Origin of the sequence: Gallintestinimicrobium propionicum, assembly GCF_025567525.1 — a bacterium.
Classification (GTDB): domain Bacteria; phylum Bacillota; class Clostridia; order Lachnospirales; family Lachnospiraceae; genus Gallintestinimicrobium; species Gallintestinimicrobium propionicum.
In genome coordinates this window covers 284,323-298,217 of sequence record NZ_JAOQJY010000001.1, presented here as the reverse complement: position 1 = coordinate 298,217, position 13,895 = coordinate 284,323, and the positions used below count along the sequence as shown (strand labels likewise).

Here is a 13,895-nt window from a genome sequence, read left to right as displayed (position 1 = left end):
TTCAAAAGGTCAATATGTTGCAAGTGCTGATTACAGCTGAGGACCTGCAGCAACCAGAGCCTTACCAGCTTCGTTGCCCTCGTATTTTGCAAAGTTCTTATTGAATCTTGCAGCCAGGTCTTTTGCTTTTTCTTCCCATGCGGAAGCATCAGCATAGGTGTCGCGAGGATCCAGAATAGCAGGATCTACGCCGGGCAGCTCGGTGGGAACTTCGAAGTTGAAGTAAGGAATCTTCTTGGTAGGAGCTGTCAGGATAGCGCCGCTTAAGATCGCATCGATGATACCACGGGTATCTTTGATGGAGATACGCTTGCCGGTTCCGTTCCATCCGGTATTTACCAGATAAGCCTTAGCGCCGCTCATTTCCATCTTCTTAACCAGTTCCTGTGCATACTTGGTAGGATGCAGTTCCAGGAATGCCTGACCAAAGCAAGCGGAGAAGGTAGGAGTAGGCTCTGTGATGCCGCGCTCTGTACCAGCCAGCTTAGCTGTGAAACCGGACAGGAAGTAATACTGAGTCTGCTCAGGTGTCAGAATAGATACCGGAGGCAGTACGCCGAATGCATCTGCAGACAGGAAGATAACGTTCTTCGCTGCGGGAGCAGAAGAGATCGGACGAACAATGTTCTGAATATGATTGATCGGGTAGGATACACGGGTGTTCTCGGTTACGCTCTTATCCGCGAAATCGATCTTGCCTTCTGCATCCAGAGTAACGTTCTCAAGCAGAGCGTTGCGTTTGATTGCATTGTAAATGTCGGGTTCGGACTCCTTGTCCAGGTTGATAACCTTAGCGTAGCAGCCGCCTTCGAAGTTGAATACGCCGTTGTCATCCCAGCCGTGCTCGTCATCGCCGATCAGCAGACGCTTGGGATCTGTGGACAGGGTGGTCTTACCGGTACCGGACAGACCGAAGAAGATAGCGGTGTTCTCGCCGTTCTTATCTGTGTTAGCGGAGCAGTGCATGGAAGCGATGCCCTTTAACGGCAGAAAGTAGTTCATCATGGAGAACATACCTTTCTTCATTTCACCGCCGTACCAGGTATTGATGATAACCTGCTCGTGGCTTGTGATATTGAACATAACAGCGGTCTCGGAGTTTAAGCCGAGTTCCTTGTAGTTTTCAACTTTAGCCTTGGAAGCGTTGTAAACAACGAAATCGGGCTCGAAGTTCTCAAGCTCTTCTGCAGTGGGCTTGATGAACATGTTGGTTACGAAATGTGCCTGCCATGCTACTTCAACGATGAAACGGATTGCCATACGGGTATCTTTGTTTGCACCGCAAAATGCATCCACAACGTACAGTTTCTTATTGGAAAGTTCTTTCTGAGCGAGTTTCTTGACTGCCTGCCATGCTTCCTGGGTAGCGGGGTGGTTATCATTCTTGTATTCGTCAGATGTCCACCATACAGTATCCTTGGAATTTTCATCAACAACGATGAATTTGTCTTTGGGAGAACGTCCGGTGTAGATACCTGTCATAACGTTTACAGCACCCAGCTCGCTGACCTGTCCCTTTTCATAACCTTCCAGTCCGGGTTTGGTCTCTTCTTCGAATAATACTTCATAAGAAGGATTGTAGACAACCTCGGTAGTTCCGGTAATACCATACTTGCTTAAATCGATTACAGCCATTTGTATTAACCTCTTTCCTTTCCTTACATTTCCTGCATTGCAGGTTCTGGCAGATTGTTTCAAAAAAGGAACAAATCCGCTTCATTTATATATTATACATATTTAAAAACTAAAATCAACTAAAAAAATATAAACAATTCCTGAACTCGCAGATGTTTTTTTTACAGTCTGCTATTCATTTTGACGATTTCGCAAAAGCGGCAGGAATGCCTCATAAATGTCTTTTATTGGAAGAAACAGAAATAATATACGTAGAGTCAGCTGTTTTATGGCAAGAATGGCTTGCCAGGTTTTTTTACCCAGGATTTTTACACCCTCCTCGAATGAAAAAAGTCGTGCATTTTATGAGCCGATATGCTATCATGTAACTTAAGTTAGATAAAGCTAACCCATACAAGAGTCCGTGCACAGTTTCAGTGCAGAGAATAAAGGAGTAGCGGCATGAGTGTTGTAATTATCGGCGGAAATGAAAGAATGGTAACACAGTATGAAAATATCTGCAAGGAGCATGGCTGTAAGGCGAAGGTTTTTGCAAAGGAAAACGGTTCCTTGAAAAAGAAGATTGGTTGCCCGGATTTGCTGATTTTGTTTATCAGCACAGTTTCCCACAAAATGGTCATCAGCGTGACGCAGGAAGCGAAGAAGAATCAGATTCCGGTAGCACGTGTACATACCAGCAGTGCGACAGCACTTCACGCGGTTCTGGAAGAGCATTGCGCAGCATTCACATAAAACAGCTGTCTGTTAATGGTGGGTTCCGAGGGGCTTCTGAACAGCATGTCTTTTCTGATTAGAAAATAGATAACGATTGTCATGTCGCTCTGTTCCATATATAATAAAAGAAGTAATCGCGAGAAAATAAAGAGGAATTTCAGTGATGGAACAAGATACAGAACAACAGATCTCCGGTCAGCAGTCAAAGTCACCGCGGATGCATCTGCAGCAGGGACTGCTGGAAATTTACTGCGGCGACGGAAAAGGAAAGACGACAGCGGCGCTGGGGCTTGCACTACGGGCGGCAGGCTGCGGTCTACGCGTGCATATTGTGCAGTTTTTAAAGGGAACAGAGACAGGGGAGCTTGCGTCTCTTGCGCAAATTCCGCAGATCAGCCTGGTGCGCTGCGACAAGAACTGGGGATTTACCTTTTCCATGACGGAGCAGGACAAAAAGGAGATCACCGTGTGTCACAACCGGATGCTGCAGGAGGCGATTTCCATGGCAAAAAGCGGAGAAATCGACGTGCTGATTTTCGATGAATTTCAGGCGGCGTATGCGCATGGACTGCTCGACAAAGAAGCGGCAAAAGATTTTATTTTGAAAAAACCGGCGACGCTGGAGCTGGTGCTGACCGGACGAAATCCTGATCCGGTATTTTTGGAGGCGGCGGACTATGTGAGCGAAATCCACGGGGTGCGTCATCCGTACCAGAAACAGATTCCGGCGCGGAAGGGAATCGAGTTTTAAACGGAATTATTACCCGAAGCGAAAAAATTGTCCAGTGACAAAATGGGGGTTCAGCGTTATGCTAGACGGGATGAAAGCATAAAAGGAGCTGAATTTGCCTTGAAACAGGGAAAAAAGAAGAGCTGGCTGAAATATGTCCTGGTATTTGGATTGATTTTCTTTGCCTGCTGGTATGAAAGAAATTTTCTGGCGCAGGCGGCGGAAAAAATCCGCAAATTGCCTAACTGGACGATCTTTATAGTTATTGTGCTATCGTTGACCTATCTGGTCTGGGAAGGAACGATCATCTGGCTGCTGATGCGGCAGTCTGTAAAGCATTATTCCTGGATGCAGGGCGTGAGATGTTCGTTTGTGTGCAGCTTTTTTCGGACGACGACCCTTGGAAGCGGAGGCGGGGTCGCACAGATGTATGAAATGAACCGGGACGGGCTTCCGCTTGCACGCGGGGCAGGACTGTCCATGGTGCAATACATTTTCCATAAAGTATCGATTACGCTGTATGGTCTGATTGGCTTTCTCTGTCTGTTGTTTGCGAAGGATGAAAGCGTCTCCGGCTATACGGCGTTTCTGGCAGCGGGAATCGGTTTGACAGCGCTGATTACCGCAGCGCTGCTTCTGGTAACGGCATGCCCGCCGTTTTCCAATTGGGGATTTTTGATTGCAGAACGGCTGTGCCATGGGAAATGGCAGGATAAACGGGATAAAATGAAAGCGCAGATTGATTCCATGCAGGAGGAATCCCTCCGATTGTTAAAGCATTCGCCGCGAACGGCAGGAGGTATTTTTCTGTGCGATTTTGCAAAGCTGACCTGCTGGTATCTGGTTCCTTGGTTTGTGTTGTCGGCAGACCTTCCGGTTTCCCTCTGGCAGATTGTGTGCATTACAGCCGCGGCACAGATGCTGGCGGGTGTAATTCCGACGCCCGCAGGGCTGGGTTCTCTGGAATTTGTTTTTCTGATGTTTTCCACAAAGATCGTAGGAGCGGCAGAAGCAGGTGCAGCCATGATCCTGCTGCGGTGTGCGGTCAACATTATTCCATTGGTCCCGGGCGCGTTGCTTGCCCTGACAGACCGCAGAAAAAAGAAAGGAAGCCGGGAATGCCCGGCAGAGTAAGTTATGGTACCTGATCTTGCAAGAATGTCAGTGATAATCAAATCGCAGCATGAAACCTCCGTGATGACGGGGAATTATGAAATGGGCTATGCCTGCGGGCTGCTCTGTAAGCTGGCGGGCAGGGAGGTTCCGCAGTGGGAAACTCCAGTCGAATTAAAAGACCGTGTGGCAGAGCTTTTAACTGGATATGAACCGGCGAATGAACGGGAAAAGAACGTCATCCATATGCTGCATTATTACCATCCGGATGAAACCGCAGACGAGCAGGTAAAAGAGCTGATTGGATGGGGGTATGACGAGCAACGCCTCTGGCAGATGCAGAGGAAGTAGTGACTGGCACAGATGTTTTTTGCGCGTAACTGTGAGGGTACTGAACAGTTACGAAAATTTGAGATTGCAACAATAGAATGCACGCTCTGCTAGCATTCTATTGTCATGAATTAAAAACCGGACTGCGAATCCTTATGAGAGGAAACACAGACCGGTTTTGTTTGTCTATGGAAGGTTCGTCACCATGCCAATGCCGGTGCGAAATTTTTACTTCGCCAGCCCCAACAGATCATCATAGAAGTTGGGATAGCTGATTTTGACACAATCCGCATCTTTAATAGAAGTAACGCCATCGGCTGCCAGCGCGGCAACCGCGAAGCTCATGGCAATGCGGTGGTCGAGATAGGAATCGATTTCTGCGCCGTGAAGTGTTTTTCCTCCACGGATTATCATACCGTCGTCCGTAGGTGTGATATCACAGCCCATCGCGCGCAGCCCGGCAGTCACCGTGGCAATACGGTCAGATTCCTTGACCTTTAATTCGGCGGCGTCGCGGATCACAGTCTGTCCGTTGGCAAATGCAGCCATTACGGCAATCATAGGAATTTCATCGATCAGTGCCGGGATCAGATTTCCCTCTATAGTTGTTCCATGCAGGGAAGAAGCAGAGACGAGCAGATCAGCAACCGGTTCCCCTGCGCAGACACGTTCGTTTAAAACAGTCAGGTTTCCACCCATTGCGCGGAGCACGGTCAGGATTCCTGCGCGGGTCGGATTGATGCCGACATTGCGGATCAGAAGCTCAGAGCCAGGGACCAAAAGACCTGCTGCCAGGAAATAAGCTGCGGAAGAGATATCGCCGGGGACAAAAATCTGCTGTGCATACAGCTCGTTTCCTGGTGTGATCGTTGCAGTCAGTCCGTCAGAGCAGATATCTGCGCCGAAACCGGAAAGCATCAGCTCCGTGTGGTTGCGGCTGAGGGCGGGCTCTGTTACGCTCGTCTGACCATCTGCATAAAGACCGGCGAGCAGGATCGAGGATTTGACCTGTGCGGATGCGACCGGCGTGGAATAAGTGATCCCGTGCAGGCTGCTGCCGGTGATGTGAAGTGGCGCGCAGCCGTTTTTACGGACGCTTTCGATTTTTGCACCCATCAGAGAAAGCGGCTCCATAATGCGCTTCATCGGACGCTTCTGAATGGAAGCGTCCCCGGTCAGCGTTGTTTCAAAGGTCTGACCACTTAAAATGCCGGAAATCAGCCGGGTTGTCGTGCCGGAATTGCCTGCATCCAACACCTCAGAGGGCGCAGACAGCCCGCGTAAGCCTTTCCCGTGTACTAAAATGCGCTCCGGTGTATTTTCAATTTCAATGCCGAGCTTTTGAAAGCAGCTGATTGTTGAAAGACAGTCCGCTCCTTGTAAAAAATTCGTAACCTCTGTCGTTCCCTGTGCGATTGCTCCGAACATCACGCTGCGGTGGGAGATCGATTTATCTCCGGGGACGGTCACTTCTCCACGCAGCGCTTTGCTGGCTGTCAGTTCCATCATACCATTAAAATCCTTTCCGTTTATCAATTTTTTCAGATATGCGTTACATAGCCGCGTCTGTTCAGCAGCTGAATCGCCTTTGTAATCGAATCTTCTTCGTAAAATTCAATTCGCAGGACGCCTTCCTGTGCCTCCCGATTATGGACGATGCCGATATTTTTGATGCTGATGTTGTTCAGCGCCAAAAGCGTGGAGACGGCGGCGATAGAACCTGCTTCATCCGGGATATCCAGACGGATAGAGTAATCCTTTTTGATCGGGCCGCTTCCGGCGTCAATAAAGGAATCGCGGTATGCGCGTGCACCGTCAAAAAAGGTATAGAGCGAGGCAGAATCGTGTTCCTGCAGCTCTTTTTGAACGACGCCAAGGGCGTCGATATAATCCTGCAGCAGTCTGGAAATATTGACCGTGTTGGTCATGCAGATCTGCTCCCACATGACAGGGGAAGAGGAGGCGATCCGCGTGATATCCTTAAACCCGCCTGCAGCGATGGATTTCATCAGTCCCTGAGCATCGTCATGATCCTGTACCAGATGGACGAGGGCGGCAGCAACGATATGAGGCAGGTGGCTGACAGCAGCGGTCACATAATCATGCTTCTGGCTTTCCACCTGCAGCGGGATCGCTCCCATGGAGGTGACAAGCCCCTGGAATTCTGCGATTTTCGCAGCGGGAACCTGCGGCGCGGGAGCGAGAATGTAGTAGGCGTTTTCCAAAAGGCCCGCCTTGGAATTGGCAAAGCCGATTCGCTCGCTGCCCGCCATCGGATGTCCGCCGATAAAGCAGTCCGTTAGTCCCAGAGAGTGGATCAGCGAATTGATCGGCGTCTTGACGCTCCCGACATCGGTCAGGATACAGTCCTTTTTGCGATAGGATAAAATTTTTAACAGGTTCTCATCGTTGTGGGAAACGGGCGCGCACAGGAAAATGTAATCGCAGGCGGTAAACGCGTCGCAGGGAGCCGGATAGGCTTCATCCGCAATTTTCTGTTCTGTTGCGAGCTTCAACGTTTCTTCGTTTGGGTCGCAGGCGATGATGACAATATCCTTCCGGTTGGCCTTCAATGCCCTGGCGATGGAACCGCCGATTAGGCCGAGTCCGACAAAACCACAGGTAATCATGACAGTAACTTACTCCTCAATTTCTGCCCGCAAGCTTCCAGAACGGATCGAGTTCTTTGGAAAGACGGGCGAATTTTTCAAAATTCAAAGACTGAGGACCGTCAGAAAGAGCGCAGGCAGGATTGTTGTGCACCTCGATCATCAGACCGTCCGCGCCGCAGGCAACGGCAGCTTTTGCCATCGGAGGCACATAACGGTAAGCACCTGTCGCATGGGACGGGTCTACAATAACCGGCAGATGTGTCCGCTCCTTTAAGACGGGAACCGCGCTCAAATCCAATGTATTTCTCGTGGAAGTTTCATAAGTGCGGATACCTCTTTCACATAATACCACATTTGGGTTGCCTTCCGCCATAATATATTCTGCGGCATTGAGCCATTCGTCAATCGTCGCGCACAGACCCCGCTTTAATAAAACCGGAAGACCGGAACGTCCGGCTTCTTTTAATAAGATGAAATTCTGCATATTGCGGGCACCGATCTGGATCATATCGACATATTTGACCGCTGCTTCGATCGCTTCCAGGCTGACAACCTCGCAGATCGTCGCCAGATCGAAGGCTTTTCCGGCCTCCTTCATGTATTTTAAGCCCTCTTCTTCAAGACCCTGAAAGGAGTAGGGGGAGGTACGGGGCTTATATGCACCGCCGCGCAGGATGGTCGCGCCGTTTTTCTTGACTGCTTCGGCGATCAGCATCAGCTGGTCGTTGGATTCCACCGCGCAGGGACCTGCCATAATCGTCCGGGTGTTCGGTCCGATAGAGGTGCAGCCGACCTTTACGACAGACGGCTCCGGATGAAATTTCAGGTTTGCGAGCTTATAGCTTTCCGTGACGGGAACGATTCTGTCCACGTCTGCAAGCAGTGCAATATTTTCTGTGGAAAGACGGGATTTGTCACCGACTACGCCGATGATCGTAACCTGTTCGCCCTGGGACAGATGTGCGGTCAGACCGTTTGCTTCAATATACTGTGTGACAGCCTTTATATTTTTATCCGCTGCCTTCGGTTTCATTACAATGATCATAAGTAAAGTCCTCCCTTGAGTGAAAAATCTTTGATTCTGTATCTTCTTTTCGAAAAATCTCCTTGTAATATAGCACTTTAAAGTGCGAAAGTCAATTGTATCCTGTATAAATATTATATAAGAATACACGGGAAAGTCTAGCTTTTACAGAACTGGCGAAAAGATTTTCAGATAGTCAAAGAAAAACATGTCCAAAATGACGAAAAGGCTTGCTAAAAATGTGAAAGTTTAGTAGAATATCCACATGGGGAAATTGGGAATGATTTTAATCATCTAAAAATCTTTGACAGAATACCCAGAATTTGCAACATACGGAGGAATGAAGATGAACATTTACACAACTGACAAGATCCGTAACGTGGTTCTGTTAGGCCATGGCGGTTCGGGCAAAACCAGTCTGACTGAGGCAATGGCTTATCTGGCTGGCATTACATCCAGAATGGGTAAGGTCACAGACGGCAATACCGTCAGTGATTATGGCAAGGAAGAACAGAAGAGACAGATTTCGATTAATACCTCCGTTGTTCCCATCGAATGGAACGGCGTGAAGATAAATATTTTGGATACTCCCGGATATTTTGACTTTGTAGGCGAAGTAGAAGAAGCGGTAAAGGCTGCAGGCGCTGCCATCATCGTAATCAACGGCAAATCCGGCATTGAAGTCGGCACCGAGAAAGCATGGGAGCTCTGCGAAAAATATAAACTGCCCCGTTTTGTCTATGTTACCAACATGGACGTGGATAACGCCTCCTATCGTCAGATCGTAGAAGATCTGAAAGAAAAATACGGTAAGAAGATCGCACCGTTCAACCTGCCGATCCGTGAAAACGAGCACTTCGTAGGCTATGTCAACGTCGTATCCGAAACCGGTAACCGCTGGCAGGGCAAGGAGGTTGTTCCCTGCGAGATCCCGGATTACAACAGACCGAATCTTGAGATCTGCAGAGAGACGCTGATGGAAGCGGTTGCAGAGACGAGCGAAGCGTTCATGGAGCGCTATTTTGGCGGCGAGACTTTCTCCGAATCCGAAATTCGTGCAGCACTGCGTACTAACGTTATTGATGGCTCGATCGTTCCCGTATCGATGGGCTCCAACACCCTCTGCCAGGGCGTTTACACGCTGCTGGATGATATTGTAAAATACGTTCCCAGCCCGGAAGACAGGATATGCGCAGGCATCAGCTTAAAGACAAACGGCATTTTCCAGGCGGATTATGATTTCTCCAAAGCGAAATCCGCATACATCTATAAGACAATTTCCGATCCTTTCATCGGTAAGTATTCCCTGATTAAGGTTTGCTCCGGTGTACTCAAAACGGACGATACGATGTATAACAGCGACAGCGATGTTGAGACAAAGATCGGCAAGCTGTATGTGATGCAGGGCAACAAACCGATCGAAGTGAGCGAGCTGCATGCCGGCGACCTCGGTGCACTTGCAAAGCTGACCGGCGCGAAGACCGGTGATACGCTTTCCACCAAGGCAAATCCGGTTGCTTATGCGAAGACCGAATATTCCAAGCCTTATACTGCAAAGCGCTATAAAGCGGTTAACAAGGCGGATATCGATAAGATTTCCCAGTCTCTGCAGAAGCTGACAGACGAAGATAAGACGCTGCGCGTAGTCAACGATTCCGAAAACCGTCAGACTCTGCTTTACGGCATGGGTGAGCAGCATCTGGAAGTGATTGCAAGTCGTCTGGAAAACGAATATAAAGTAAAGATTGAACTTTCCAAACCGAAGGTTGCTTACCGCGAGACGATCCGCAAGAAATCCGACGTTGAATATAAATATAAGAAACAGTCCGGCGGACACGGTCAGTATGGTCACGTTAAGATGCGTTTTGAGCCCTCCGGCGATCTGGAAGCTCCTTATGTATTCGAACAGGAGGTTGTCGGCGGCGCAGTTCCGAAAAACTACTTCCCGGCAGTAGAAAAGGGTATCGCAGAAGCCGTTCAGAAAGGTCCTCTGGCAGCATATCCGGTTGTCGGTGTAAAGGCTGTTTTATATGATGGTTCCTATCATCCGGTTGACTCCTCCGAAATGGCCTTCAAGATGGCTGCATCCCAGGCGTTTAAGAAGGGCTTCATGGAAGCGGGCCCGGTTCTGTTAGAGCCCATTTCTTCCCTGAAAGTAACCGTTCCGGATTCCTATACCGGCGACGTTATGGGCGATTTAAATAAGAGACGCGGCAGAGTGCTCGGCATGACGCCCGTTGCAGGCGGCAAGCAGATCATTGAAGCGGATGTTCCGACCTCCAATCTGTATGGCTACTGCACAGATCTCCGTTCCATGACCGGCGGACGCGGCGTATACGAATATGAGTTTGCAAGATATGAGCAGGCTCCCTCAGACGTACAGGAAAAAGAAATCGCAGCGAGAGCAGCAAAGGTTGCAGAAGGCAGCGAAGAATAAAAAAGGATGTGCCTTGGCACATTCTCGCGCCGAGGCGCGGTTGCTTTAGCAACCATTTACCCCTGCGCCGAGTGCGCATCCTCGCGGAGCATTTTTATCGTATGGAAACGAAGTTTCCTATACGATAAAAAAGAATGTGTCGAGGTACCTGCACCGGCTGCGGCGAGTCGCGCAAGCGACATCTTCCATTCTGCCGCAGTACGATCTGCACAAAAACGGCTTTCGGGAGTTTCCCGGGAGCCGTTTTTGGAGTTTTGTATTCTGATTGACGGCAGGCGGTCTTCTTTCCGACTTTAGGCTTGACAAAAGAAAGGGTGAACGATACAATAATACAGAAATTTAAGACTTTTGACAGACGTTGAAGAGAAGAAGTAAAAGGATTGTTTCTATCCAGAGAGCTGCCGGACGGTGCGAGACAGCAGAAAGATTCTTTGAACTGGTCTTGGAGTTCTTTTTGTGAGAGCCGTATGAAATATGGAAGGTAGCAGAAAGCGGGTGGCGCCGTTATGCGCACGACAAGATGCACAGGGCATTTTTTGATCCTGTGAAGTAGAGTGGTACCGCGAAGAGCCAGACTGTTTCGTCTCTATTTTTGAAAGAGCGAGATGGTCTGTTTTTTTACGGAATCAAGTCAGGAGGACACACATGGAACGGGTTTATAATCCCAAGGAAATCGAACAGAAATGGCAGAAAATCTGGGATGACGAAAAGGCGTTTGCCGCATCCGACGATTATTCCAAACCGAAGTATTATGCGCTGGTAGAGTTCCCTTATCCGTCAGGACAGGGGCTGCACGTTGGACATCCCCGCCCGTATACGGCGCTGGATATCGTTGCGCGTAAGAGAAGAATGGAAGGCTACAACGTACTGTATCCCATGGGCTGGGACGCATTCGGACTTCCGACCGAGAACTATGCGATCAAAAATCACATCCATCCGAAGATCGTAACGAAAAATAACGTTCATCGTTTCAAAGAGCAGCTGCACTCCTTAGGCTATTCCTTTGACTGGGACAGAGAGATCAACACCACCGATCCGGAATATTACAAATGGACTCAGTGGATTTTCTTAAAGCTGTTTAAAGCGGGACTGGCTTACAAAGCGGAGATGCCGATCAACTGGTGTACCTCCTGTAAGGTGGGACTTGCAAACGAAGAGGTTGTAAATGGCCACTGCGAACGCTGCGGCGCAGAAGTTATCCGTAAGGTAAAGAGCCAGTGGATGTTAAAGATCACTGAGTATGCGGATAAGCTGCTGGAAGGTCTGGATCACGTCGATTACATCGAGCGTGTCAAGGTTTCCCAGAAAAACTGGATCGGCCGTTCGACCGGTGCCGAGGTGGATTTCCCGATCGCAGGCAAGGAAGACAAGCTGCGTATTTATACGACACGTCCGGATACTCTGTTCGGTGTAACTTATATGGTAATTTCCCCGGAGCACCCTTATATTGAAAAGTTTGCATCCGAGATCAAAAACCTGGACGAAGTAAAAGCATATCAGGAGCAGGCTGCAAGAAAATCTGACTTCGAGCGTTCCGAGCTGGCAAAAGAAAAGACCGGTGTAAAGATCGATGGTCTGACCGCAGTCAATCCGGTCAACGGAAAAGAAATCCCCATCTGGGTTTCCGACTATGTATTGATGAGCTACGGTACCGGCGCAATCATGGCGGTTCCTGCCCATGATGAAAGAGACTGGGAGTTCGCAAAGAAATTCAACATGCCGATCATTCAGGTTGTAGAAAGCTCCGAAGGTCCGGTGGATGTAAACGAGGCTGCTTTTGTAGACGTTGCAACCGGAAAGCTGGTAAACTCCGGTTTCTTAAACGGCATGGAAGTAGCGGAAGCGAAAAAGGCGATCATCGAATATCTCGAAAAAGAAAACATTGGCACACAGAAAACGAACTACAAGCTGCGTGACTGGGTATTTTCCAGACAGCGTTACTGGGGCGAGCCGATCCCGATCGTTCACTGTGATAAGTGTGGCTATGTGCCGCTTCCGGAAGATCAGCTTCCGTTGGAGCTGCCCGATGTAGAAAGCTATATGCCCACTGATAACGGCGAATCTCCGTTAGCTGCCATGAGAAGCTGGGTAGAGACAACCTGTCCTTGCTGCGGAGGTCCTGCAGAGAGGGAAACCGATACCATGCCTCAGTGGGCTGGTTCTTCCTGGTACTTCCTGCGTTATACCGATCCCCACAATACGGAAGCACTGGCAAGCCCGGAAGCTCTCAAATACTGGATGCCGGTTGACTGGTACAACGGCGGCATGGAGCATACCACCCTGCATCTTCTGTATTCCAGATTCTGGCATCGTTTCCTGTATGACGAAAAGGTTGTTCCCTGTCCGGAGCCTTACCAGAAGAGAACCTCTCACGGTATGATCCTGGGAGAAAACGGCGAGAAGATGAGTAAGTCCCGCGGCAACGTGGTAAACCCGGATGATATTGTCAACGAGTTCGGTGCAGATACCCTGCGTACCTATGAAATGTTCATCGGCGCATTCGAACTGAGCGCTGCCTGGAGCAATGAAGGCGTAAAAGGCTGCAGAAGATTCCTGGAGCGTGTCTGGAAGCTGCAGGAGATTGTAACCGATGAAGCCGGCTATTCCAAGGAGCTGGAAACCAGGATGCATCAGACGATCAAGAAGGTTTCTTCCGACTTCGAGACCTTAAAGTATAACACTGCAATCGCTGCGATGATGTCTCTGATCAATGATTTCTACAAGGCTGGCAAGGTAACCAGAGATGAGTTTAAGACTCTGCTGATCCTGTTAAACCCTGTAGCGCCCCATATGACAGAGGAGCTGTGGCAAATCATGAACTATGGCGGACGTCTGTATCAGACCAGCTGGCCGACTTATGAAGAAGCAAAGACGGTAGAGTCTGAAGTGGAAATCGCAGTTCAGGTAAACGGCAAGGTTCGTGCGACCATTAAGATCGCTGCAGATATCTCCAAAGAGGATGCGATTGCAGCAGGTAAAGCTGCAGTAGCAGACAAGCTGACCGGTCAGATCGTCAAGGAAATCTATGTTCCCGGACGTCTGGTAAATATCGTTCAGTAGGGCTGACCGCGATTGCCTGCTGAAGCGGACAGGCACTGCTGAAAAATAGCAGATGTGCGCTGCACCGATCGGTTGTGTTAAAAATAGAATTCCCGACAGATGTGGATGAAAAGGATTCATGTCTATCGGGAATTTTTGTTTTATAGGAAAGAAAAGACCTCTGGGCGGGATTGGGATTGCACTGCATCAGGATCGTGCTGCGTTTTAGCTAAATTGTGCCGTTTTTTGCGTCGCTGCAGC

Annotated in this window: 11 protein-coding genes and 1 other annotated feature; of the genes, 7 read left to right on the top strand and 4 right to left on the bottom strand. The window is 49.1% G+C overall.

Features of this window, described 5'->3' with window-relative positions; translation table 11 throughout:
* Positions 1-30: 30 nt before the first annotated feature.
* The gene (gene pckA, locus OCV62_RS01395; RefSeq protein ID WP_262584773.1) at positions 31-1,635 is read right to left on the bottom strand and encodes a phosphoenolpyruvate carboxykinase (ATP); all 1,605 of its coding nucleotides are present in this window, start codon (positions 1,633-1,635) and stop codon (positions 31-33) included.
* A gap of 152 nt (positions 1,636-1,787) precedes the next feature.
* Here pckA and OCV62_RS01390 point away from each other — a divergent pair, with 152 nt between their 5' ends.
* From OCV62_RS01390 to OCV62_RS01370, 5 genes are all read left to right on the top strand, one after another.
* Positions 1,788-2,003, top strand: coding sequence for a hypothetical protein (locus OCV62_RS01390; RefSeq protein ID WP_262584772.1), 216 nt, complete (start codon positions 1,788-1,790; stop codon positions 2,001-2,003).
* 73 nt (positions 2,004-2,076) lie between these two features.
* Positions 2,077-2,367 (top strand): DUF2325 domain-containing protein, encoded by a 291-nt coding sequence (locus tag OCV62_RS01385; protein WP_118495580.1) that lies wholly within the window; start codon positions 2,077-2,079, stop codon positions 2,365-2,367.
* A 145-nt stretch (positions 2,368-2,512) separates the two neighbouring features.
* Positions 2,513-3,100: a cob(I)yrinic acid a,c-diamide adenosyltransferase gene (locus OCV62_RS01380; RefSeq protein WP_262584771.1), complete on the top strand. Its 588-nt coding sequence runs from the start codon at positions 2,513-2,515 to the stop codon at positions 3,098-3,100.
* A 99-nt stretch (positions 3,101-3,199) separates the two neighbouring features.
* Positions 3,200-4,213, top strand: a complete 1,014-nt coding sequence (locus tag OCV62_RS01375; protein ID WP_262584770.1) for a lysylphosphatidylglycerol synthase transmembrane domain-containing protein — start codon at positions 3,200-3,202, stop codon at positions 4,211-4,213.
* A gap of 3 nt (positions 4,214-4,216) precedes the next feature.
* Positions 4,217-4,543, top strand: a complete 327-nt coding sequence (locus OCV62_RS01370) for a DUF3837 domain-containing protein (RefSeq protein ID WP_021916393.1) — start codon at positions 4,217-4,219, stop codon at positions 4,541-4,543.
* 207 nt (positions 4,544-4,750) lie between these two features.
* Here OCV62_RS01370 and aroA read toward each other — a convergent pair whose 3' ends face one another.
* From aroA to aroF, 3 genes are read right to left on the bottom strand one after another with little or no spacing between them, the layout of a single operon-like run.
* Complete coding sequence (aroA, locus tag OCV62_RS01365) at positions 4,751-6,028, bottom strand: 3-phosphoshikimate 1-carboxyvinyltransferase (protein WP_262584874.1); 1,278 nt, start codon at positions 6,026-6,028, stop codon at positions 4,751-4,753.
* Between the two features lie 35 nt (positions 6,029-6,063).
* Complete coding sequence (locus tag OCV62_RS01360) at positions 6,064-7,152, bottom strand: prephenate dehydrogenase (protein WP_021916395.1); 1,089 nt, start codon at positions 7,150-7,152, stop codon at positions 6,064-6,066.
* A gap of 16 nt (positions 7,153-7,168) precedes the next feature.
* Positions 7,169-8,179, bottom strand: a complete 1,011-nt coding sequence (gene aroF / locus OCV62_RS01355; protein ID WP_021916396.1) for a 3-deoxy-7-phosphoheptulonate synthase — start codon at positions 8,177-8,179, stop codon at positions 7,169-7,171.
* A 325-nt stretch (positions 8,180-8,504) separates the two neighbouring features.
* On the opposite strand from aroF, the gene OCV62_RS01350 reads away from it, so the two are divergent.
* Both OCV62_RS01350 and leuS read left to right on the top strand, forming a co-directional pair.
* Positions 8,505-10,595, top strand: a complete 2,091-nt coding sequence (locus tag OCV62_RS01350; protein ID WP_117959704.1) for an elongation factor G — start codon at positions 8,505-8,507, stop codon at positions 10,593-10,595.
* 349 nt (positions 10,596-10,944) lie between these two features.
* Positions 10,945-11,186 (top strand) — a binding site (T-box leader).
* A 54-nt stretch (positions 11,187-11,240) separates the two neighbouring features.
* The gene (gene leuS, locus OCV62_RS01345; protein ID WP_262584768.1) at positions 11,241-13,655 is read left to right on the top strand and encodes a leucine--tRNA ligase; all 2,415 of its coding nucleotides are present in this window, start codon (positions 11,241-11,243) and stop codon (positions 13,653-13,655) included.
* Positions 13,656-13,895: the final 240 nt, after the last annotated feature.